Source organism: Oceanobacillus sp. FSL W8-0428, from assembly GCF_038004405.1.
GTDB lineage: Bacteria > Bacillota > Bacilli > Bacillales > Amphibacillaceae > Oceanobacillus > Oceanobacillus sojae.
The window spans coordinates 2,557,342-2,580,037 of the sequence record NZ_JBBORB010000001.1; the positions used below are offsets into that span (position 1 = coordinate 2,557,342).

16 protein-coding genes, 4 tRNA genes and 3 rRNA genes are annotated in these 22,696 nt (G+C 40.8%); 18 read left to right on the forward strand and 5 right to left on the reverse strand.

Going from position 1 to position 22,696, the window contains the following annotated elements:
- Nucleotides 1-74: 74 nt before the first annotated feature.
- A complete protein-coding gene (locus tag MKY30_RS12105) occupies nt 75-818 on the reverse strand; it encodes an SDR family NAD(P)-dependent oxidoreductase (protein WP_341084041.1) in 744 nt (247 codons plus the stop codon).
- A gap of 260 nt (nt 819-1,078) precedes the next feature.
- Between MKY30_RS12105 and MKY30_RS12110 the strand changes: the two genes are divergently transcribed.
- The 11 genes from MKY30_RS12110 (at nt 1,079) to nikC (ending at nt 13,619) form a co-directional block, all read left to right on the forward strand.
- Complete coding sequence (locus MKY30_RS12110; RefSeq protein ID WP_341084043.1) at nt 1,079-1,984, forward strand: DMT family transporter; 906 nt, start codon at nt 1,079-1,081, stop codon at nt 1,982-1,984.
- Nucleotides 1,985-2,045: 61 nt separating this feature from the next.
- On the forward strand, nt 2,046-2,870 hold the full coding sequence (locus MKY30_RS12115; protein WP_341084045.1) for an SAM-dependent methyltransferase: 825 nt from the start codon (nt 2,046-2,048) through the stop codon (nt 2,868-2,870).
- A 165-nt stretch (nt 2,871-3,035) separates the two neighbouring features.
- Entirely contained in the window at nt 3,036-4,010 is a 975-nt protein-coding gene (locus MKY30_RS12120) for a LacI family DNA-binding transcriptional regulator (protein ID WP_147211094.1), read from the forward strand.
- A 13-nt stretch (nt 4,011-4,023) separates the two neighbouring features.
- The gene (gene rbsK, locus MKY30_RS12125) at nt 4,024-4,911 is read left to right on the forward strand and encodes a ribokinase (protein ID WP_147211093.1); all 888 of its coding nucleotides are present in this window, start codon (nt 4,024-4,026) and stop codon (nt 4,909-4,911) included.
- Between the two features lie 156 nt (nt 4,912-5,067).
- Nucleotides 5,068-5,988, forward strand: a complete 921-nt coding sequence (rihC, locus tag MKY30_RS12130; protein ID WP_147211092.1) for a ribonucleoside hydrolase RihC — start codon at nt 5,068-5,070, stop codon at nt 5,986-5,988.
- 30 nt (nt 5,989-6,018) lie between these two features.
- Entirely contained in the window at nt 6,019-7,440 is a 1,422-nt protein-coding gene (dcuC, locus tag MKY30_RS12135; RefSeq protein WP_147211091.1) for a C4-dicarboxylate transporter DcuC, read from the forward strand.
- A 350-nt stretch (nt 7,441-7,790) separates the two neighbouring features.
- Nucleotides 7,791-8,807 (forward strand): oligopeptide/dipeptide ABC transporter ATP-binding protein, encoded by a 1,017-nt coding sequence (locus tag MKY30_RS12140; RefSeq protein WP_156985612.1) that lies wholly within the window; start codon nt 7,791-7,793, stop codon nt 8,805-8,807.
- A complete protein-coding gene (locus tag MKY30_RS12145) occupies nt 8,782-9,750 on the forward strand; it encodes an ABC transporter ATP-binding protein (protein WP_147211089.1) in 969 nt (322 codons plus the stop codon). The genes MKY30_RS12140 and MKY30_RS12145 overlap by 26 nt, the downstream gene beginning before the upstream one ends.
- Nucleotides 9,751-9,801: 51 nt before the next feature.
- Entirely contained in the window at nt 9,802-11,478 is a 1,677-nt protein-coding gene (locus MKY30_RS12150) for an ABC transporter substrate-binding protein (RefSeq protein ID WP_147211088.1), read from the forward strand.
- 191 nt (nt 11,479-11,669) lie between these two features.
- On the forward strand, nt 11,670-12,671 hold the full coding sequence (locus tag MKY30_RS12155) for an ABC transporter permease (RefSeq protein WP_147211087.1): 1,002 nt from the start codon (nt 11,670-11,672) through the stop codon (nt 12,669-12,671).
- 12 nt (nt 12,672-12,683) lie between these two features.
- On the forward strand, nt 12,684-13,619 hold the full coding sequence (nikC, locus tag MKY30_RS12160; RefSeq protein ID WP_147211086.1) for a nickel transporter permease: 936 nt from the start codon (nt 12,684-12,686) through the stop codon (nt 13,617-13,619).
- 164 nt (nt 13,620-13,783) lie between these two features.
- On the opposite strand, the gene MKY30_RS12165 is transcribed toward nikC, so the two are convergent.
- From MKY30_RS12165 to MKY30_RS12175, 3 genes are read right to left on the reverse strand one after another with little or no spacing between them, the layout of a single operon-like run.
- Nucleotides 13,784-14,755: a DUF4097 family beta strand repeat-containing protein gene (locus MKY30_RS12165; protein WP_341084049.1), complete on the reverse strand. Its 972-nt coding sequence runs from the start codon at nt 14,753-14,755 to the stop codon at nt 13,784-13,786.
- Nucleotides 14,752-15,309 carry a DUF1700 domain-containing protein gene (locus MKY30_RS12170; RefSeq protein ID WP_147211084.1) on the reverse strand — a complete coding sequence of 186 codons (558 nt, stop codon included), beginning with the start codon at nt 15,307-15,309 and terminating at the stop codon, nt 14,752-14,754. Before MKY30_RS12170 ends, MKY30_RS12165 begins: the two co-directional genes overlap by 4 nt.
- Entirely contained in the window at nt 15,302-15,622 is a 321-nt protein-coding gene (locus tag MKY30_RS12175) for a PadR family transcriptional regulator (RefSeq protein WP_147211083.1), read from the reverse strand. The genes MKY30_RS12170 and MKY30_RS12175 overlap by 8 nt, the downstream gene beginning before the upstream one ends.
- 740 nt (nt 15,623-16,362) lie before the next feature.
- Between MKY30_RS12175 and MKY30_RS12180 the strand changes: the two genes are divergently transcribed.
- From MKY30_RS12180 to rrf, 7 genes are all read left to right on the forward strand, one after another.
- Nucleotides 16,363-16,439: transfer RNA gene (locus MKY30_RS12180), tRNA-Arg, on the forward strand.
- A 1-nt stretch (nt 16,440) separates the two neighbouring features.
- Nucleotides 16,441-16,517: transfer RNA gene (locus MKY30_RS12185), tRNA-Pro, on the forward strand.
- 29 nt (nt 16,518-16,546) lie between these two features.
- A tRNA-Gly gene (locus MKY30_RS12190) sits at nt 16,547-16,620 on the forward strand.
- 10 nt (nt 16,621-16,630) lie between these two features.
- Nucleotides 16,631-16,704: transfer RNA gene (locus MKY30_RS12195), tRNA-Ile, on the forward strand.
- Nucleotides 16,705-16,904: 200 nt separating this feature from the next.
- Nucleotides 16,905-18,467: ribosomal RNA gene (locus tag MKY30_RS12200) — 16S ribosomal RNA — on the forward strand.
- A gap of 253 nt (nt 18,468-18,720) precedes the next feature.
- Nucleotides 18,721-21,637, forward strand: a 23S ribosomal RNA gene (locus MKY30_RS12205).
- Between the two features lie 60 nt (nt 21,638-21,697).
- A 5S ribosomal RNA gene (rrf, locus tag MKY30_RS12210) occupies nt 21,698-21,813 on the forward strand.
- The 16S, 23S and 5S rRNA genes sit together here with 4 tRNA genes alongside, the layout of an rRNA operon.
- A gap of 150 nt (nt 21,814-21,963) precedes the next feature.
- On the opposite strand, the gene MKY30_RS12215 is transcribed toward rrf, so the two are convergent.
- On the reverse strand, nt 21,964-22,521 hold the full coding sequence (locus tag MKY30_RS12215; protein WP_147212131.1) for a DUF1697 domain-containing protein: 558 nt from the start codon (nt 22,519-22,521) through the stop codon (nt 21,964-21,966).
- Nucleotides 22,522-22,696 lie beyond the last annotated feature (175 nt).

Here is a 22,696-nt window from a genome sequence, read left to right on the forward strand (position 1 = left end):
AGAGATTTGAAATAGAGAGGTGATTTATCAGCCTCTCTATTTTCTTGCATGATGGAAAATATATAAGCTTCTAATTAAACATCCGTACCTAAAGTAAGCCCGCCGTCCACCACAATTTCTGCGCCGTTACAATAAGCACTCTCGTCAGAAGCAAGAAAAGCAGCTACTTGAGCTATATCATTAGCTTGGCCCAGTCTCCTTAATGGAATGGCATCAGCTTCATTGATATTCAGATTACTGCCGCTCACCATATTTGTTTGAATAACACCTGGATGGATAGAATTCACTCTAATCCCTTTTGGACCTAATTCGATTGCAGCAGATTTAGAAAGGTTGGAAACAGCTGCTTTTGATGCTGCATAAGCAGCTGCGTCGTTGATTGGCGCATAAGCAGAGATGGATACATTATTAACAATAGACCCTTTTTGCTGTTTTTCCATGTAAGGTGCGACTGCCTTTATTCCCATAAAAACACCGAGCTGATTCACATTGATTAACTGTTGAAAATCTTCCACAGATGTATCTAACAAAGGTTTTTTAATGAAAATACCGGCATTATTAATAAGTACATCTATTTTATTATAAGCTTCGATAATAGATTGGACAGCAGCAGTCCAATCAGCTTCGTTTGTCACATCCAATTGGACAGGAAGACTTTGATTCTTTCCGATTTCTGCGGAGAGTGCTTCAGCATCCTCAAAACTTCTGGCTCCTACTGCAACTTTTGCACCGAGTGAAGCGAAGTGTTTAGCAATACCTTTCCCTTGTCCGCGATTTGCTCCGGTTATTAGTACGACTTGATCTTTTAAATTTGGCATAATTTCTCCTTTGGTCTCAATTATTTTCAATTAGAATTTACCATAGTTTGTCTGTTTGTAAAATTTAATTGCTTTACTAAGGAGAGAATGGAAGGATGGACTCTTTTATGAATTGAATAGATGTCAAAAATGCATTCAGCATGCTATTATTATTTGGTAATGATCCTATTTATATTATTAATGTAAGAGGTGATTTTGAAATAGAAATGCTTGACCTCTTCTTAACAAAACAGAACGCAATCTCAGAGGAGGGGTAATAATTGAAACAGGGAACCATTAATCTACTATTAGTTATCACAATTATCTGCATATCCTTATCGGCAATACTTGTGAAATTATCGGATGCACCTTCTACCATCATGGTAATGTATCGGATGTTTTTAGCATGCGTATTAATTTTTCCTATGGTTTTTAAATATCGAAAATCATTTTTTAAGATAAACAGAAAAGAGTGGATAGCCATTGTATTTGCCGGGATTTTTCTGGCTGGTCATTTTGGATTATGGTTCGAGTCTTTAAATCATACGTCAGTGGCAAGCTCCACTTTGATCTTAGCGCTGCAGCCTGCAATTGCTTTAATTGGAGGTCTGATTTTCTTTAAAGAAAAATTAGATGTACGTATAGTAATAGCAATGGGAATTGCTTTTATGGGTGTCGTTATTGTTGGAGGAGGCAGCTTAGGAAGCGGCAGCTCTGCTTTGATGGGAAATATTTTATCCTTCCTGGCTGTTGTTTCTGTGGTACTTTATTTAATGATCGGTCAACGAAATGTAAAATCAATTAATCACTGGGTATACAGCTTTTTAGTATTTCTGGTAGCAGGGATTGCGGTTGCTGTTTTTAATCTTATTGGCGGAATAGCTTTTACAGGTTATACTGGAAATGATTGGCTGGTCTTTATCATGCTAGCTATTTTCCCGACCGGGGCACATATTATTTTTAACCTGCTGTTAAACTATGTAAATACCACAACAGTCTCTATGAGTACATTGGGAGAACCGGTTGGTGCATCTATCCTGGCTGTTATTCTTTTACATGAGATGCTTACTCATGTAGAGATGATAGGCGGCGTGCTGATTATTACCGGGATATTTTATTTCCTACGGCTGCAGGCTGGATCGAAACAGCCTGTACCAAAGGAATCGGAAAGAATATACAATGAGTAAGAGGGTGGACATTATTTTAGTTCATCCTTTTTTATAATAAAAAGGTTGGAGGTGGATATCATTGAAAGATAATAATTTTAAAAATGCAAGGAAAATCATTGAAAAATACGATATATACAAAAATGATCCAATCCAGGAAATCCAATTGGCTCACCGGGTCCATCTGGTGGAAGCTTTTGATATTAAAGAGGGGATGCATGTGCTGGAAATAGGATGCGGGCAAGGGGACACAACGTTGGTACTTGCAGATGCTGTCGGGGAAAGCGGAAGAGTAACAGCCATTGATATCGCAAGTAAGGAGTATGGAGCTCCATTAACTTTGGAAGAGGCGGCCAATCGAATAATGCGAACTTCACTTGGGGATAGAATTACCTTTCATTTTGAAACGGACTTTTTAGCCTTCGAGGAAGAAACAGCCTTTGACGCAGTCGTTTTATCGCATGCTTCCTGGTACTTTGAAAATGAACAGACTCTTATTGATTATATTGATAAAGTAAAGGAGATAGCGAATCAAATCTGCTTTGCAGAATGGGATTTGGATTATACAAGAAGCGGGCAACGGGCACATTTTTTAGCGGCATCATTATTAGCACTTCACAGCAGTCAAATCGGAAATGGTGGAAATATTCAATGCCTGTTTGGAAAAAGACAAGTGAAAGGAATTCTGGAGAACATAGGATTTCAAATAACCAGGGAGACCATTGTTGATGCGGCATACCTTCAGGATGGAGGCTGGGAAATCAATGAAGCAAATGATATCCGGACTGATTTTGATCAAAATGGAGAAGCATATCAATCTCTTATAAATATTTATTATCATTTAATGAATCATCAGCAAGAGGAAGCAAAATCTTTGGATAGCTTTGTTATCTGTGCGAAGTGGTAAGAAATTAGCTGTAATGGATGTATATACTTCATAAAATATTAAAAAGAAAAATCATTGACAATGAAATGAAATCGTTTTACAATATTGTGTAACGGGTTACATAAATCCGTTTTAAATTTATAATTGTATGTAACGGGTTACATAAATAATAGAAGGAGGAATGTTATGGCGACTATCCGAGAGGTTGCAAAGCTTGCCGGCGTATCTGTTGCTACTGTTTCCCGTGTGATGAATAAAAATGGTTATATCAATGAAAAAACAAAAGAAAAAGTAGAAGCTGCAATTAAAGAATTAGATTATCGGCCAAATGATGTAGCCAGGACTCTTTTTAAGGGGACGTCTAAAATGATTGCATTATTTGTACCGGATATTATGAACCCCTTCTTTCCTGAGCTGGCTCGGGCGGTAGAGGATACTGCAAATAAGTCGGGTTATACTTTTATTCTTTGTAATACAGACAACAACCGGGAAAAGGAAATGAAATATCTGTATGCCCTTCTGCAAAAAACAATTGGCGGTGTGGTAATGGTTTCAAGCTCTATTCCTTTAGAAACGCTAAATAAAGTAAACGTTCCAATTGTTGCTTTAGACAGGGAAATTGTGGATATGATTTCTGTTACGGTGAATAACCGGACAGGTGCAATAGAAGCAGTAAGGCATCTGCAGGAGTCAGGCTGTAAAAGGATTGCACATATAAGTGGTCCGGAAGATACAACAAGTGCAGTAGAACGTAAAAAAGGTTATTTGGAAGCAGTGGAACAAGAGAATTGGTTTTCAGAAGATTTTATTACCTCGGGAGAATATACCTTTGAGGGCGCCTATCAGGCAGTAAAGGAATTAATAAAAAAACACCCTGAAATTGATGGCATTTTTGCTGCGAATGATTTAATGGGGGTGGGCGTCTTAAAGGCTGCTGAAGCTTTGAACCTGCGTGTTCCAGAAGATTTATCTGTTATTGGATTTGATGGAATTGAATTAGGGAAAATTACAACACCGGCACTGACAACGATGGGGCAGCCCATTTATGAAATTGGACAGCGGGCTGCTGAAATAATTATTGACCGGATGGAAAATAAGCAGAAGGAAGTTACTTCTGAACAATACACTGTTCAATTAATCAAAAGACAATCAACAAAGTAAGGGAATGAATTGTATGAAAAAAAATCCAAGAGTCTGTGTTGTCGGAAGTATCAATATGGATATGGTAACAACAACGGATAAAGTGCCTGAACAGGGTGAAACGGTTCTTGGTGAGTCGTTTACAACTTACCCCGGCGGTAAGGGAGCAAATCAGGCAATTGCAGCAGCCAGACTGGGAGCTGAGGTTGTCATGGTTGGAGCTGTTGGTGATGATGCATTCGGAAAAAGCCTGAAAGAAAGATTTCGTAATGAAGGCGCTAATGATGAAGCAATTATAACCGTTTCTCATGAATCAACAGGTGTAGCAACCATTATTCTTTCTGATGGTGATAATCGAATTATTGTTGCTCCAGGCGCAAATAAATATGTAACACCGGAAATGGTGAAAGATAAACAGGAAATTATTCTTTCCTGCGATATCATATTAATGCAATTTGAGATACCGATGGAAACGATTGAATATACGGTAGAACTTGCATATAAGCATGGTATTCCTGTTGTTATTAATCCGGCCCCATATAACAAGGTTATGAAGAAAGTTGTAGAAAAAGCAACGTTTATTACACCGAATGAATCAGAGCATTCGGCAATGAAGCAATCCATAGATACTTTATCTATAAAAAAGAAGATTATAGAGACAAAAGGAGAGCACGGTGTTGCCTTCACCTTACCGGATGGGGAAGAGAAGACAATTTCTTCTTTTCAGGCAAAGGTAAAGGATACTACTGGAGCAGGAGATACCTTTAACGGAGCCTTTGTAACGGAATATGCAAAAGAAAAAGATATAGAGAAAGCAATTGAATTTGCGAATGCCGCAGCCTCTTTAGCTGTAGAGAAAATGGGAGCTCAGGAAGGAATGCCGACAAGAGCAGAGGTTATCAAAAGAATAAAGAGTCAATAAAGCAGCAAGGTTTTCTCTCAGGTAAGAACAGTAATTATACAGAAGAAAGATGCAGGCATCTGTTAAGCCGGGAGAGAAGATGTCCTGCTTATTATAAAAAAATATTTTTAAAGCATTGAACAAAATTCAACATAGAAAAATATTGGAGGAATTGTCATGAATAAGAAACCAGTTATTATTGATACAGATCCAGGAATTGATGATGCAGTTGCGCTGGGAATTGCTTTATACAGTGAAGAACTCGATGTCCGCTTAATTACAACGGTAAATGGAAACGTCAGCTTAGAAAAAGTTACGTATAACATGCTCCGATTAATGAAATTCTTTGATAAGCAGGTTCCTATTGCCAAAGGTGCTGCAATACCATTAATCGTTGATCCAGTTGATGCCAGTGATATTCATGGAGAGACAGGCATGGATGGTTATGATTTTGAAGAAGCAGATGAAAGCCTTCTTTTAGATGAACATGCTGTAACTGCGATGAAGAGAGAGATTCTAACAAGCGATGAACCAGTGACACTTGTACCGATTGGTCCATTAACAAATATTGCATTGTTATTTAGAACTTATCCGGAAGTGAAGCAGAACATTAAGGAAATTGTCATGATGGGAGGATCAACAGGCAGAGGGAATTCCTCGGTAATGGCTGAATTTAATATTTATGCAGATCCAGAAGCTGCTAAAATCGTTTTTGCAAGCGGTGTCCCTATTGCTATGGCTGGATTGGATGTTGGTCTAAAAGCACTTGTTTATCCGGAAGACAGCGAAGTTTTAAAAGATATGAATAAGACAGGAAATATGATTTATCATTTGTTTAAAAAATACCGGGGTGGAAGCTTCAATCATGGTTTGAAAATGTATGACAGCTGTGCAGTTGCTTATTTGCTAAAACCGGAGCTGTTTGAAGTAGCACATTCCTATGTCGATGTTGAATTAGATGGTGCTTTAACAAAAGGAACAACCGTTGTTGATTTAAAAGGAAAAATGAATAAAACGCCAAATGTAAACGTTTGTGTTGATATTGATGCGAAAGAATTTAAAAAATGGTTTATGGAAAGCATTCAAAAATGTAATTAAGCATTAACCATTCTTCGGAGGGAAGACATCATGTTAGATAATCTTATTATGTACGGTTCCGCTATTTTAGCTGTTGTCGTTATTGTCTATATGCTGATCAAGAAAATGGATATTAAAATTGCCTTATTTTTAATGGGAATTGTTCTGCTTTTGATTAGTTTAGCAATGGGAAAAGATATTGTATTTCAGGACTTTCAGTCTACCGGCTCAGCCCTGCTCGATCCATTACAGGTAATTGTTGAACAGTTCAAAGCAACACTGAGCTCAGCTGGATTAATTATTCTTATTCTTGGAGGATATACCGCTTATATGTCTTCCATTGGTGCAAATGATTTAACCGTTCAAGTATTGACAAAACCTATTAATAAAGTAAAATCGGTTTATTTTCTAGTTCCACTTACATTTTTGCTTGGAAACGTTTTATCTTTGGTTATTCCAAGTGCGTCGACTTTAGCAATTCTGCTTCTTGCAACCTTGTATCCTGTATTAAAACAAGCGGGGATGTCTACATTAAGTATTGGTGCTGTTATTGCCACCTCAGCAACGATCGTACCGACACCGCTGGGCAGTGATAACGTTGCTATTGCAGAGGAACTTGCTAAATATCCTATGTTTAATGATATGACAGTAACACAATATGTATTTAGCTATCACGCGCTTGTATCGATTCCTACCATTTTATTTATCGCGTTAGTTCACTATTTCTGGCAAAAACGAATGGATAAAAAAATGACGGCAGCGGAGTCAGAGGAACAGGTGGAATTAAAAGATATTGAAAAGGTAGAGGGTAGTAAACTTTATAAAACAGTTTATTCGATTCTTCCAGTATTTCCGATTATTATTTTACTCGTTTCTTTTATTGTTGAAATGACAACCTCAGCTACGATAGCTGTTAATGTAGAAATTGCTGTGTTAATTTCATTTATCCTGGCAATTGTCTGTGAATTGATTCGTCATCGTAAGGCGAAAGAGGTCTTTGCAAGCACAGAGAAATTCTTTACAGGAATGGGTAATATGCTCCCAGTTGTAGCATTACTGGTTGCTGCTTCTGTCTTTGTTGCAGGTTTACAATCGATTGGTTTGATTGACACATTGCAGGAAACAATGCAAAGCACACATGGCGAAGGAAACGGATTTATTCTGCCGCTTATTTTAGTAGCTGTCACAGCGTTAATAGTCCTGTTGAGCGGGAGCGGCATTGCCTTATTCTTTGCAATGGTTCCGCTGGTTGTACCACTTGCCGAGGCAGCAGGTATCAGCCCAATTGCTATCAGTGTTCCAATGGGAATGGCAGGGAACTTATTCCGGGCCGTATCCCCTGTAGCTGCTGTTATCTTAATTGTAGCTGGAACGTTAAAATTAAATCCAATTCATATTATTAAGCGTACTTCTGTACCGATGATATCAGGTGTTGTGTTTATGTTTGTGCTATCGATGATTCTTTTCTTGTAAAAGGATAAAATGAAGTTTGCTTCTATTAGAGTTTTACGAACGTTTATCTATGATGAAATTTTAAAAGGCTGTTCCTGATTGCCAGGGACAGCTTTTTTTATGTATGAAAATTAATTTTAAATAATAATGATTATTCCGAAAATATATATTTAGATGAAAAAAATAGCAATATACGAATGTTTAAGTATATCTTCCATATTATAACTTAGGACAACTTTTGTTAAATAGATTCATAATATTTATTGATTAAAAATTTAGAATATTATGTATTATGACGTGGATTTTAAGATCAGCTATTATCACTTTTCTTAGAATTTATTAATTCAAAGAATAAAACAGGGGGAGTATGAATGTCAGAGATAGTCCTGGAATTAAAAGAGTTACATACACATTTTTTTACTGATAATGGAGAAATACCTGCAGCAAATGGTGTAAGCATTAAGGTACACAAAGGAGAGGTAGTAGGTATTGTTGGAGAATCAGGAAGTGGAAAAAGTGTTACTTCTCTTTCCATTATGCAGCTCATTCCCAGCCCGCCGGGAAGAATTGTGAGTGGTGAAATAAATTTCAAGGGAGAAAATCTTGTAAGATCTTCCGAAAAGCGGATGAAAAAATTACGGGGAAATGAAATATCAATGATATTCCAAGAGCCGATGACATCGCTAAACCCGTTGTTTACCATTGGAAATCAGCTGATCGAAGCAATTCGTATTCATCAAAAAATAACGAAAAAAGAATCAAGGCAAAAAGCAATTAAGATGTTGAAACTTGTTGGAATCCCCAGAGCTGATGCGATCGTGGATGAATACCCGCATCAGCTTTCGGGCGGTATGAGACAAAGAGTTATGATTGCGATGGCGATGTCCTGTGATCCGGAGTTATTGATTGCAGATGAACCAACCACGGCACTGGATGTTACAATCCAGGCACAAATATTGGATTTAATGCGGAATTTAAATAAAAAAGAAAATACGGCTATCTTGCTGATTACACATGATTTGGGAGTAGTTGCAGAGATATGTGACAGGGTTGTTGTCATGTATGCCGGGCAGGTAGTAGAACAGGGGACAACCAGAGAAATATTAAAAGATCCACAGCATCCTTATTCTCAAGGATTGATTAAGTCGTTACCTAAGATTCATGAAAGAGAGCAAAAACTGTATTCCATACCCGGGATAGTTCCGAAACCGAAAACAGGAGGGATTGGATGCAATTTTGCTCCAAGATGCGAATTTGCCTTTGAACGCTGTTTTCATGAAGCTCCAGAGCTTTACTCTTTGGAAGATAATCGAAAAAGTAGGTGCTTTTTACATGATAACAACGAAGGGGAGGTAAAAAAACATGCAAAATCCGATATTGAAAGTTGAGGGTCTGAAGAAATATTATGATATCAAAGGTGGACCACTCGGAATAAAAGTCGGTGAGGTAAAGGCGGTAGACGATGTATCATTTTCAGTCATGGAAGGAGAGATTCTGGGGATTGTAGGTGAATCAGGGTGTGGTAAATCTACTACCGGAAAGTCTATTTTGCGCCTGGTGGAACCCACAGAAGGCAAAGTTGTATTTAACGATAAAGATATTACGAATTTAAATAATAATGAAATGCGTAAATTGAGAAGAGATATGCAAATTATATTTCAGGACCCCTATGCTTCTCTGAACCCCAGACATACAGTAGAAAAAATAATTGGTGAACCGTTGTTAGTGCATGGTATGAAATCTGCTAAAGAACGGATTGAAAGAATCCGGGAGCTATTAGAGGTTGTTGGTCTCAGTCCTTATCATGCAAAAAGATATCCACATCAATTCAGCGGAGGTCAGAGACAGCGGATTGGAATTGCCCGGGCACTTGCCAATAATCCCAAATTAGTTATATGTGACGAGCCGGTTTCCGCATTGGATGTATCTATTCAATCGCAAATACTTAATTTAATGGAAAAATTGAAGGATGAATTTAATTTAACATATATCTTTATTGCACATGACCTAAGTGTGGTTAAGCACATTAGTGATCGAATCGGTGTGATGTATTTAGGAAGAATGGTTGAGCTGACAAATAAAGACAGCCTCTATGATAATCCAAAACATCCTTATACGCAGGCCTTGCTTTCCGCTGTCCCGCTGCCAGACCCTGATTTGCGGAGAGATAGGATTATTTTGAAGGGGGATGTGCCAAGTCCTGCTAATCCTCCATCTGGCTGCGCCTTTCATACAAGATGTCCTTACGCTTCAGATATTTGCAAGGAAGTAAGACCTGAATTTAAATCTGTGGAAGATAATCATTTTGTTGCCTGTCATTTATATGGATAAGCAGGCTGACAGAATATTATTTTTATAAACTAAAAATGAGGGGGAATAGGAATGAGGTTGAAATATTCACTTTTTATTGCACTGCTGTTTGCTGTTTTATTGGTGCTGGCTGCATGTACAGGAGATGGCGGACAAAAAGGAGAGGATACCGCAGAAAATGAAGATCCGGCTGCAGAGGGCGACGAAGGAACAGAAGCTGAAGGTGCAGAAGGAGATCAGGTGTTGATATTTGCTCGAGGAGGGGATTCGGAAAGTCTTGATCCGGCGAGTACAACGGATGGAGAATCCTCTCGTATTACAAAGCAAATTTATGAAAGTCTTTTGGAGTTTGACAAGGATTCCTTTGAGATTATGCCGGGACTTGCCCATGACTGGGAGGTTGCTGATGATGGGTTAAGTTATACCTTCTATTTGGAAGAAGGTGTCACCTTCCATGATGGAACTGATTTTAATGCAGAAGCTGTAAAGATTAACTTTGAACGCTGGGCAGATCCTGAACATGCATATGCCTTTGCGGATGATGGCTATGTTTATTCCATGTATGGAACGATGTTTGGAGGATTTAAGGGGGATGAGAATCATGTCATTGAAGAGATTAATGTAGTCAATGATCATGAAATCGAATTTATATTGAGTCAACCTTTAGGGTTTTTCCTGCAAAATATGGCTATGACCTATTTCCCGATTACTTCACCTGCCGCATTAGAGGAATATGGTGCCGCAATTAATGAAAATCCTGTTGGAACAGGACCGTTTAAATTTGTCAGCTGGAGCAAAGACGACTCTATTGTACTGGATAAATTTGAGGATTATCGTAAGGACGGACTTCCTAAATTAGATCGAGTTGTATTTGAAGTAATTCCGGACAATGCTGCCCGCCTGATTGCTCTCCGGTCTGGAGAAATTGATATTATGGATGGGTTAAATCCTGATGATGCAGCAAGTGTAGAAGCGGAGGAAGGTCTGGAACTGTATGAACGGGAGGAAAATAATATTGGATATGTAGGATTTAATGTCCAAAAAGAGCCGTTCGATAATAAGGATTTAAGGCATGCAGTCAGTCATGCCATTGATAAAGAAGCTATTGCAAATGCATTATATGCTGGATATGCGACACCTGCTTCTGTTCCGCTTCCTCCTAGTTATATGGGTTATAACGATGAAGTAGAGAGTCTGGAGTATGATCCGGAAAAAGCTAGTGAATTATTGGCAGAAGCTGGCTATGAAGAAGGTTTGGAAATCGAATTATGGACCATGCCTGTAGCAAGACCATACATGCCAGATCCAGAAACAGTCTCAGAGATTATCCAGAATAATCTTGAGCAAATTGGTATAACAGTTACGATTGTCAGAGAAGAATGGGCTCCGTATTTGGAAAAAACGATGAACGGGGATCATCAAATGTATATGCTCGGCTGGTCAGGAACGAACGGGGATCCTGATTACTTCCTTAGCAGCTTATTGCATGGTGATAATGTAGGAAGCAGTAACAGGGAATTTTATGCCAATGATGAAGTGGATGGGCTTTTAAACCAAGCGAAATTATCTATAGACCAGGATGAGCGGGCTTCTTTTTATCAGCAGGCGCAGGAAATTATTGCAGACGATGCGCCAATGGTTCCTTTAGTACATTCCAGACCGGTGCTTGCGACAACAAATGCTGTAGAAAACTATGTACCGCATCCATCGACAAGCGAATCTTTAGCAGAAGTAGAACTGGTTGACTAATTAATAGAAATAAATAAAGGAGTCCCTTTTTCTACTGGAAATCTATCCTTCTCTTAAAAATCAGCTGATAAGTGCAATAATGATTTCTTTGATTCTTCAAGAGGAGGGATGCAGGACTTTTAGTAAGGGGCCTCCATTTCTTTACTCTCGGAAAGAACTAAAACTACGTAAAGTAGAATAGAGGTGAAATCATGGTTTCCTATATTATCCGACGATTATTGATGATGGTTCCCGTTCTGATTGGTATGACATTAATCACCTTTTCCATTGTTCATTTGATACCTGGAAATCCGGCCCAAGTCATCTTGGGAGAAACTGCCAATCAAACAGCAATAGAAAATCTGGAAGAAAGTATGGGGCTCAATGAACCTTATCTGAATCAATATGGATTATATGTAAAAGATCTGCTGCAAGGGGATCTGGGAACTTCCTTGCGTTCCAATGCAGAAATATCTGCTGAAATTTGGCCTTATATTGCTGCTACGTTTGAATTAACGATTTTTGCGATGCTTTTTGCAGTATTTATAGGTGTTAATGCAGGAATTATCAGTGCCTGGAAGCAAAATTCCTGGTTCGACTTTCTTGCGATGCTTTTTGCTTTAATTGGTGTTTCCATACCTGTTTTTTGGCTGGCGTTGATGGAACAATGGATTTTTGCTCAGGAGCTTGGATGGTTTCCGGCATATGGCAGGCAGGACAACAGAGATCCGATGGCGCCGATTACTTATTTTTATGTACTTGATTCACTGATTCATTTGGACTTTTCCAGAACAGGTACGATACTGAAGCATTTAGTTCTTCCAAGTATTGCATTGGGTACAATTCCAATGGCTATTATTGCCAGAATGACAAGGTCTAGTATGCTGGAGGTTATGAAATCAGATTATATTCGTACAGTACGTGCAAAAGGTTCAGGGCAATTTCTTATTATATACAAACATGCATTAAAAAATGCAATGATTCCGGTGTTGACTGTTATCGGTCTGCAGGCAGGAGTCTTATTAGGCGGTGCCATTTTAACTGAAACAATTTTTAGCTGGCCGGGGATAGGAAGATATGTATTTGAAGCAATAAATTATCGGGATTATCCAGTTATTCAGTCTGGCATTTTAGTTGTTGCATTTATTTTTGTTATTATTAATCTTGTTGTAGATATTCTATATAAAATCATTGATCCAAGGATTAATTATTAAGGGGGAGCTGTGATGAAACGACATGAGAGAAAACCGAAAGACACTGAGCAGCCACTAACGAACCCCATAAATAGAGAAGAGCCGGCAGATGAGGAGCAGTTAGAGGCGATATCTTCCTGGAGAGATACCTTTCGGCGCTTGAGAAAAAATCGTTTTGCTGTGGCCGGCCTGATTATTATTATTTTCTTCCTTATACTTGGACTTGTTGCACCGCTTCTTACATCATATTCATTTCAAGAACAAAATCTGGCCAATCGCCTCCAGCCTCCTTCTGGTGAGCATTGGATGGGAACTGACGATTTAGGAAGAGATATATTTACCAGAATAGCTTATGGAGCAAGAGTCTCGTTGCAGGTTGGTTTTTTTGCTGTTACAGGTGCTTTGGTATTCGGGACATTGCTTGGGATTATCGCAGGCTATTTTGGACGCTGGGTCGATATGATTATCTCCAGGGTATTTGATATACTTCTGGCTTTTCCAAGTATTTTACTAGCTATTGCAATTGTTGCGATTCTTGGGGCTTCCTTGCAGAATGCACTCATTGCAATTGCAATAATTAATATCCCGATTTTTGGAAGGATTGTTCGATCCAGAGTCATTAGCTTGCGGGAAGAAGAATATATTATGGCCGCCAGGGCGCAGGGAATGAAAAATGGCCGGATTATCTTCCGGCATATTTTACCCAATAGTATTACGCCAATTATTGTTCAGTCCACGCTTGGCTTTGGGACTGCCATACTAGAAGCAGCTGCACTTGGATTTCTTGGGCTTGGGGCACAGCCTCCAACACCAGAATGGGGACAAATGCTTGCTAGTTCCAGGGAATTTATTCAGCTGGCTCCATGGACATTGCTTATGCCGGGACTTTCTATCATGCTTGTTGTATTAGGATTTAATTTGATTGGTGACGGGTTACGGGATATTTTGGACCCTAAAATGAGAAATTGATACAGTTAATGTTTGCCGGGGAAAGACATGCCTTCACAACTTATAGAGTCTGCTGTACAGGAGAGGCTGGTCGGATAAATGTTTATAAAAAACCTCTAATCTGTTATTAAATTTTTTACACAGATTAGAGGTTTTTTAGAGCAGCAGATCAAATCATCTTTTGTCTATTCAATCGTAATTCCACCGTTACTTGTATGAGCTTTAATCAATGTCTCCCCATTTCCGTAAGTGATATCCCAATCCTTAGAATCAAATACGCGAATGGTTCCGTTATTTGTACGTAAATCAAAGGTTGCATTTTCAGGCTTTTTATTAGAAATAATAGTGATTTTTCCATTACTTGTTTCTAAATTCATTGGATAATCAAATCCTTTTGCCGCAATGGATACTGCTGCATTATTCGTTTTTGCTGTAATTTCCCCGGAAATATTCTGTAAATCAACCTTCCCATTTGTCGTTTCTACATTTACATTTCCTTGTATAGAATCCAAGGTCAGCTTTGCGTTATTTGTATTTGCTTTCACTTCGCCAATAATATTTTCTAAGGTGATTTTTCCATTTGAAGTTCTAACATTTGTATCTCCTTGTATATTATCCAATTCAATTTTTCCGTTGGATGATTGCAGATTGAATAAAGAAGTTTCTATATCTTCACCTTCAATTCGGCCATTACTTGTATGGAGCTGCAGTTCATCAACTTGCAGATGAACTGCAGCAATTTTTGTATTCGTTGTCTTCACTTTTATTTTATCTATTGTATCCTTAGGCACAAAAATTTTTAATGTAGCTTTGGAACGAAACAAAAAATCTAAATCGAAGAAAGAGAAGGAGGTTTCTTCGATTTGAATTGTTAATTTATCTCCATCAACTGAAGTAAGGATCTCTTGATCTTTAATCTTTTTTCCTGTTGCAGTATATTCTGCCCTGGGTTCTTCGCTGTTAGCTGCTTGAAGATGTATTTCTGTATTTTCAGCATCCACTTCAATTTCATTTATTTCATTAGCATTGATAGGAATAGATTCGGATTCTTCATAGAAAGCAGACTGCTTGTAAGATGAAAAAGTAGCAACCATGCCAATAATTCCGATAAGAAGCAGGAATATTGCTAAAATGATAATTCGTTTTCCATTTATCATGCTCGATCCTCTCCTTTTACCAAACGTACATTGAAAGCAATATACCTAGAAAATATGCGGATAGCTGCATTTGTAACATAATTGATTACGATAAAGATTAATAATCCTGATCCTGCCAGTGTAATGGAGGAAAATAGTTCAAATAGATAAAATGATTCAGGATGGATAATCCATTGAACACCTGCTATAAAAAGTTGTGCAACAAAAGAAAAAGCAATAACCCATATGCCCAAAATCGTCCCGGCAATACCGATAGAAGGGCCGAGGATAATAATAAGATTGAAGAAAAAGAGTCCAATGATTATACCTATTCTGGGAAATTGGTTTTGTTCAGAATGATTTACCGGCACTTTTTCATATTGTTGTGTGGACTGCAGGTCTTTCGCAATCTGTTGGGGAGAACCCAGCGAACGAACAATCTCTTCATCTGTTTTTCCTTCTGCCCGCCCCATTTCAAAATGCTCTTCAAAGTCTTGAGTAATCTCTTTTTGATCTTGTGATGATAAGTTTCTTAAGTAGTAGCGAAGTTCTTCTAAAAAATCTAATTTATTCATTATTCTCCTCCTTCATTAACGAATCAACGCCTCGCGTGAATTTCTCGTATTCTTCTTTAAGTTCCAGGAGGTAATCTTGCCCTTCATTTGTTAAATGATAATATTTTCTGCTCGGTCCTTCTGTGGACTCTCTAAGGTAAGTTGTGCAGTACCCCTGTTTCAATATTCGGCGTAATACTGGATAGACAGATCCTTCCGATATTTCGATTTTATCCGTAATACGTTTAATCAACTCATATCCATAGAAATCTTGTTTATCAAGCAATACTAATACACAGAGTTCAAGAACCCCTTTTTTTAATTGTGCAGACACTAAAGTCACCCTCTTTATAGGTTAGGTAATAAGCTGATTCATTTTACTATAGCATTTTGTTCAGTACTATTCAATAACAAGTAGTGGTGTTATTATTTTATGGCTTAATTTACCTCTATAGAAGTATGTGTTTAAAAAGTACAATGAAAGGAATTAAGAGTTTTAAGGAAGCGGAGAAGGAGTAACAGTTTTGATAAACTGAGTAATTGGAAATGTTTTAGATGGGGAAGTACCCGTGCCGCCAAAAACATTTGTGATAATTTTTACGTAGTTCATATGATATGAGCGATTTTAGTAGAAGGTCATTATCTTACCATGGCTATTTTATTGGATTTATTGACTCTTCTATAGAAGAAAGAAAAAGCTTAAAAGAAATAGACTATTATATTTAATGGGTGAAAGATAGCATGCAGGTATTTGCAGCTTAATTTTACTTCAATAGCGAACAAAGGTTTGATGCTGGAAGTTCAGGTGATTTTTACTTTATAATTTATGAGGCTAAAAGTTTAAATTTCTGAATTGAAATAACTATCAATAATAGAAAGGGGAGTCTTTTTTGAAAGAATAGTTTGATTATATTTTTTTGAGGATTTCCCCTTGCATCAATGATAAGGACATGCTATAGTATTAAAAGTCGATTGATTGCACAGGTGGTTGAGAGATTGATTGGAAAATTAACTTTTAAAAATTTATTGCATTGATTTAAGAGATGTGATAGTATATAAAAGTTCGTTTATAATGCGCCCGTAGCTCAATTGGATAGAGCGTTTGACTACGGATCAAGAGGTTAGGGGTTCGACTCCTCTCGGGCGCGCCATCGGGAAGTAGCTCAGCTTGGTAGAGCACTTGGTTTGGGACCAAGGGGTCGCAGGTTCGAATCCTGTCTTCCCGACCAGAAGAAAGTTTGGTTTTTTATTTGTATAAGCGGGTGTAGTTTAATGGTAAAACCTCAGCCTTCCAAGCTGATGACGAGGGTTCGATTCCCTTCACCCGCTCCATAAAGATTATGGGCCTGTAGCTCAGCTGGTTAGAGCGCACGCCTGATAAGCGTGAGGTCGGTGGTTCGAGTCCACTCAGGCCCACTCAACAGCTTATGTTTAAAAAGTTGTTGACAATGGTTTTGAAACATGATATATTAATTTGGTCGCTGTTTTTAAAAGCGACAAAGAAATTGCTCTTTGAAAACTGAACAAAACAACCAGTACGAAAGAAGAAAAACACCTCGTTTTTCTTGAATATTTAAGTCAGAAGTTGACTTCTGAAAGCTAAAGAAACAAACACTTTTATGGAGAGTTTGATCTTGGCTCAGGACGAACGCTGGCGGCGTGCCTAATACATGCAAGTCGAGCGCGGGAAGCGGACAGAACTCTTCGGAGGGACGTTCGTGGAACGAGCGGCGGACGGGTGAGTAACACGTAGGCAACCTGCCTGTAAGACTGGGATAACTCGCGGAAACGCGAGCTAATACCGGATAATACTTATCATCTCCTGATGGTAAGTTGAAAGGCGGCTTTTGCTGTCACTTACAGATGGGCCTGCGGCGCATTAGCTAGTTGGTGGGGTAATGGCTCACCAAGGCGACGATGCGTAGCCGACCTGAGAGGGTGATCGGCCACACTGGGACTGAGACACGGCCCAGACTCCTACGGGAGGCAGCAGTAGGGAATCTTCCGCAATGGACGAAAGTCTGACGGAGCAACGCCGCGTGAGTGATGAAGGTTTTCGGATCGTAAAACTCTGTTGTCGGGGAAGAACAAGTATGATAGTAACTGATCGTACCTTGACGGTACCCGACCAGAAAGCCACGGCTAACTACGTGCCAGCAGCCGCGGTAATACGTAGGTGGCAAGCGTTGTCCGGAATTATTGGGCGTAAAGCGCTCGCAGGCGGTTCTTTAAGTCTGATGTGAAATCTTGCGGCTCAACCGTAAACGTGCATTGGAAACTGGAGGACTTGAGTGCAGAAGAGGAGAGTGGAATTCCACGTGTAGCGGTGAAATGCGTAGAGATGTGGAGGAACACCAGTGGCGAAGGCGACTCTCTGGTCTGTAACTGACGCTGAGGAGCGAAAGCGTGGGGAGCGAACAGGATTAGATACCCTGGTAGTCCACGCCGTAAACGATGAGTGCTAGGTGTTAGGGGGTTTCCGCCCCTTAGTGCTGAAGTTAACGCATTAAGCACTCCGCCTGGGGAGTACGGCCGCAAGGCTGAAACTCAAAAGAATTGACGGGGACCCGCACAAGCGGTGGAGCATGTGGTTTAATTCGAAGCAACGCGAAGAACCTTACCAGGTCTTGACATCCTTTGACCGCTCTGGAGACAGAGTTTTCCCTTCGGGGACAAAGTGACAGGTGGTGCATGGTTGTCGTCAGCTCGTGTCGTGAGATGTTGGGTTAAGTCCCGCAACGAGCGCAACCCTTGATCTTAGTTGCCAGCATTTAGTTGGGCACTCTAAGGTGACTGCCGGTGACAAACCGGAGGAAGGTGGGGATGACGTCAAATCATCATGCCCCTTATGACCTGGGCTACACACGTGCTACAATGGACGGAACAAAGGGAAGCAAGCCCGCGAGGTCAAGCAAATCCCATAAAACCGTTCTCAGTTCGGATTGTAGGCTGCAACTCGCCTACATGAAGCCGGAATCGCTAGTAATCGCGGATCAGCATGCCGCGGTGAATACGTTCCCGGGTCTTGTACACACCGCCCGTCACACCACGAGAGTTCGTAACACCCGAAGTCGGTGAGGTAACCTTTTTGGAGCCAGCCGCCGAAGGTGGGACGAATGATTGGGGTGAAGTCGTAACAAGGTAGCCGTATCGGAAGGTGCGGCTGGATCACCTCCTTTCTAAGGATATATAACGGAATTTTGTACTTGGTTGTTTGGTTCAGTTTTGAGAGAGCAATCTCTCAAGGAACTTCTGTTAAAACCGTCACGTCCATGTGACAACACAGAAGTCACCACATCCGTGTGGAAGCTTGTACCTTGAAAACTAAATAAGAGTAACAACGACATCAAACTTTAGAAATAAGGCAAAAAAGCTATTGATATAGCAACACAACTGATTACGAAGTAATCAGCAAACTTATTCCAAAACTTTAGTTAAGTGAATAAGGGCGCACGGTGGATGCCTTGGCACTAGGAGCCGATGAAGGACGGGACTAACACCGATATGCCTCGGGGAGTTGTAAGTAAACTTTGATCCGGGGATTTCCGAATGGGGGAACCCACTGTTCGTAATGGGACAGGACATCTATCTGAATACATAGGGTAGATGAGGCAGACCCGGGGAACTGAAACATCTCAGTACCTGGAGGAAGAGAAAGAAAAATCGATTTCCTGAGTAGCGGCGAGCGAAACGGAAAGAGCCCAAACCAAGAAGCTTGCTTCTTGGGGTTGTAGGACACTCCATTGGAGTTACAAAGAAATTCTTTAAACGAATCGACTTGGAAAGGTCAGCCGAAGAAGGTAACAGCCCTGTAGTTGAAAAGGAATTTCCTCCGGAGTGTATCCTGAGTACGGCGGAACACGTGGAATTCCGTCGGAATCCGGGAGGACCATCTCCCAAGGCTAAATACTACCTAGTGACCGATAGTGAACCAGTACCGTGAGGGAAAGGTGAAAAGCACCCCGGAAGGGGAGTGAAATAGAACCTGAAACCGTGTGCCTACAAGTAGTCGGAGCCCGTTAATGGGTGACGGCGTACCTTTTGTAGAATGGACCGGCGAGTTACGATTGTATGCAAGGTTAAGTGGAAGACACGGAGCCGTAGCGAAAGCGAGTCTGAATAGGGCGAATGAGTATGCGGTCGTAGACCCGAAACCGTGTGATCTACCCATGTCCAGGGTGAAGGTCAGGTAACACTGACTGGAGGCCCGAACCCACGTATGTTGAAAAATGCGGGGATGAGGTGTGGGTAGCGGTGAAATTCCAATCGAACACGGAGATAGCTGGTTCTCTCCGAAATAGCTTTAGGGCTAGCCTCAAGATCGTGAGTACTGGAGGTAGAGCACTGATTGGACTAGGGGCCCCTACCGGGTTACCGAATTCAGTCAAACTCCGAATGCCAGTTACTTCAACTTGGGAGTCAGACTATGGGTGATAAGGTTCATAGTCGAAAGGGAAACAGCCCAGACCGCCAGCTAAGGTCCCAAAGTATACGTTAAGTGGAAAAGGATGTGGCGTTGCACAGACAACCAGGATGTTGGCTTAGAAGCAGCCATCATTGAAAGAGTGCGTAATAGCTCACTGGTCGAGTGACGCTGCGCCGAAAATGTACCGGGGCTAAACGTATCACCGAAGCTGCGGATTGTTCTTACGAACAATGGTAGGAGAGCGTTCAAAGTGCAGAGAAGTCAGACCGTGAGGACTGGTGGAGCGCTTTGAAGTGAGAATGCCGGTATGAGTAGCGAAAAAAGAGTGAGAATCTCTTTCACCGAATGCCTAAGGTTTCCTGAGGAAGGCTCGTCCTCTCAGGGTTAGTCGGGACCTAAGCCGAGGCCGACAGGCGTAGGCGATGGACAACAGGTTGATATTCCTGTACCACCTCATGATTGTTTGAACAATGGGGGGACGCAGGAGGATAAGGAGTGCGCACTGATGGATGTGCGTCCAAGCATGCGAGGAAGTCAGATAGGCAAATCCGTCTGACATATTTCTGAGCTGTGACGGGGAGGGAAATATAGTACCGAAGTTCCTGATTTCACACTGCCAAGAAAAGCCTCTAGTTAGATCATAGGTGCCCGTACCGCAAACCGACACAGGTAGGCGAGGAGAGAATCCTAAGGTGAGCGGGAGAACTCTCGTTAAGGAACTCGGCAAAATGACCCCGTAACTTCGGGAGAAGGGGTGCTCACTTGTGAGTGAGCCGCAGTGAATAGGCCCAAGCGACTGTTTAGCAAAAACACAGGTCTCTGCGAAGCCGAAAGGCGAAGTATAGGGGCTGACACCTGCCCGGTGCTGGAAGGTTAAGGGGAAGAGTTAGCGTAAGCGAAGCTTTGAACCGAAGCCCCAGTAAACGGCGGCCGTAACTATAACGGTCCTAAGGTAGCGAAATTCCTTGTCGGGTAAGTTCCGACCCGCACGAAAGGTGCAACGACTTGGGCACTGTCTCAACGAGAGACCCGGTGAAATTATACTATGCGTGAAGATGCGCATTACCCGCGACAGGACGGAAAGACCCCGTGGAGCTTTACTGTAGCCTGATATGGAATGTTTGTGCAGTTTGTACAGGATAGGTGGGAGCCTTTGAAGCGTGAGCGCCAGCTTACGTGGAGGCACCCGTGGGATACCACCCTAACTGTATGACCATTCTAACCCAGGACCGTAATCCGGTTCGGAGACAGTGTCAGGCGGGCAGTTTGACTGGGGCGGTCGCCTCCTAAAAGGTAACGGAGGCGCCCAAAGGTTCCCTCAGAATGGTTGGAAATCATTCGTAGAGTGTAAAGGCAGAAGGGAGCTTGACTGCGAGACCTACAAGTCGAGCAGGGACGAAAGTCGGGCTTAGTGATCCGGTGGTTCCGCATGGAAGGGCCATCGCTCAACGGATAAAAGCTACCCCGGGGATAACAGGCTTATCTCCCCCAAGAGTTCACATCGACGGGGAGGTTTGGCACCTCGATGTCGGCTCATCGCATCCTGGGGCTGTAGTCGGTCCCAAGGGTTGGGCTGTTCGCCCATTAAAGCGGTACGCGAGCTGGGTTCAGAACGTCGTGAGACAGTTCGGTCCCTATCCGTCGTGGGCGTTGGAAGTTTGAGAGGAGCTGTCCTTAGTACGAGAGGACCGGGATGGACACACCGCTGGTGTACCAGTTGTTCCGCCAGGAGCATAGCTGGGTAGCTACGTGTGGAAAGGATAAGTGCTGAAAGCATCTAAGCATGAAGCCCCCCTCAAGATGAAACTTCCCATCACTTCAAGTGAGTAAAATCCCTCAGAGACGATGAGGTTGATAGGTCCGAGGTGGAAGCGTGGCGACACGTGCAGCTGACGGATACTAATCGATTGAGGACTTATCTAAGTTTTTTGATGTCACGTTACTCTTATTTAGTTTTCAGGGTGCAAATCCTAAATAAATAAGTCTGGTAGCGATAGCGAAGAGGTCACACCTGTTTCCATGCCGAACACAGAAGTTAAGTTCTTCAGCGCCAATGGTAGTTGGGGGCTTCCCCCTGCAAGAGTAGGACGCCGCCAGGCACAATGAAAAAGAGTTAAGCATACTAATGCTTAGCTCTTTTTTTGAATAAGTAAGTATTAATGCGGCTGAAAAATAAGCCCAGTGTGCTTTGAGGATGGGCTTACTTGCTCCGCTAAGAAATGTTTAAATATTTTTTCACCTCATTCTTTTTATTTCATTGTTTTGGCCATTGCTGCCAACTTATTGACTGTTTTCCAATTACGAGTTGTAGATTGAATATCTAATTTTTGAAGCTGATTTGCCAGTTTAGAGTTACGGACGCTGTCATAAAACAGAAGATAGATTTCTTTGTTTTGAATATGATATTTTTCTTTTTCGTTTTGGAAGCTTTGTAAGCTTTCTAAATTAACTATAGACAGATTGCTTGGGAAAAAGGCCACGTAGAGACTCTCTCCTACAGAATCTGCTTCAGCTATTTTGATTTCTTCAGCGGAGAAGGGACAAGCTGTCGTTAATTGTTCCCATTCCTCTGCGGTTCTCAGAATGACTGGAATAGAGAGTCTGTAATCTTCCATAATTTTATGCTTTATTTCCTCTCTAAGTTTCTTTTCCTGCTTATCTGATTGAAATAAAATATTTCCACTCTGTATATACGTTTGAACGTTTTCTAAACCTATTGCTGTAAGGGATTCTCGTAATTTCGCCATCTTAATCATATTTTTTCCACCTACATTAATACCCCGTAACAATGCAATATATACTGTCATATTTCGCAAGCTCCTTTAGCGTGAGTGTAGTCAGATATTTTTATATTATTTTACTCTATGACCTAAAGTAATACAAAAGCAAAATAATAATAATTTGCTTTTTTTCTCAAAGTAGCTGCAGATAGGAAATCCTTTATTTTTTTGATATAATTAACTTAAACGTTAACTTTTAAAT

What these genes read in the sequence shown, in the direction of transcription:
- MKY30_RS12105 (WP_341084041.1), bottom strand. Translation starts at nt 818, where the DNA reads ATGCCAAATTTAAAAGATCAAGTCGTACTAATAACCGGAGCAAATCGC.
- MKY30_RS12120 (WP_147211094.1), top strand. Translation starts at nt 3,036, where the DNA reads ATGGCGACTATCCGAGAGGTTGCAAAGCTTGCCGGCGTATCTGTTGCT.
- rbsK (WP_147211093.1), top strand. Translation starts at nt 4,024, where the DNA reads ATGAAAAAAAATCCAAGAGTCTGTGTTGTCGGAAGTATCAATATGGAT.
- rihC (WP_147211092.1), top strand. Translation starts at nt 5,068, where the DNA reads ATGAATAAGAAACCAGTTATTATTGATACAGATCCAGGAATTGATGAT.
- dcuC (WP_147211091.1), top strand. Translation starts at nt 6,019, where the DNA reads ATGTTAGATAATCTTATTATGTACGGTTCCGCTATTTTAGCTGTTGTC.
- MKY30_RS12140 (WP_156985612.1), top strand. Translation starts at nt 7,791, where the DNA reads ATGTCAGAGATAGTCCTGGAATTAAAAGAGTTACATACACATTTTTTT.
- MKY30_RS12145 (WP_147211089.1), top strand. Translation starts at nt 8,782, where the DNA reads ATGCAAAATCCGATATTGAAAGTTGAGGGTCTGAAGAAATATTATGAT.
- MKY30_RS12150 (WP_147211088.1), top strand. Translation starts at nt 9,802, where the DNA reads ATGAGGTTGAAATATTCACTTTTTATTGCACTGCTGTTTGCTGTTTTA.
- MKY30_RS12155 (WP_147211087.1), top strand. Translation starts at nt 11,670, where the DNA reads ATGGTTTCCTATATTATCCGACGATTATTGATGATGGTTCCCGTTCTG.
- nikC (WP_147211086.1), top strand. Translation starts at nt 12,684, where the DNA reads ATGAAACGACATGAGAGAAAACCGAAAGACACTGAGCAGCCACTAACG.
- MKY30_RS12165 (WP_341084049.1), bottom strand. Translation starts at nt 14,755, where the DNA reads ATGATAAATGGAAAACGAATTATCATTTTAGCAATATTCCTGCTTCTT.
- MKY30_RS12170 (WP_147211084.1), bottom strand. Translation starts at nt 15,309, where the DNA reads ATGAATAAATTAGATTTTTTAGAAGAACTTCGCTACTACTTAAGAAAC.
- MKY30_RS12215 (WP_147212131.1), bottom strand. Translation starts at nt 22,521, where the DNA reads ATGACAGTATATATTGCATTGTTACGGGGTATTAATGTAGGTGGAAAA.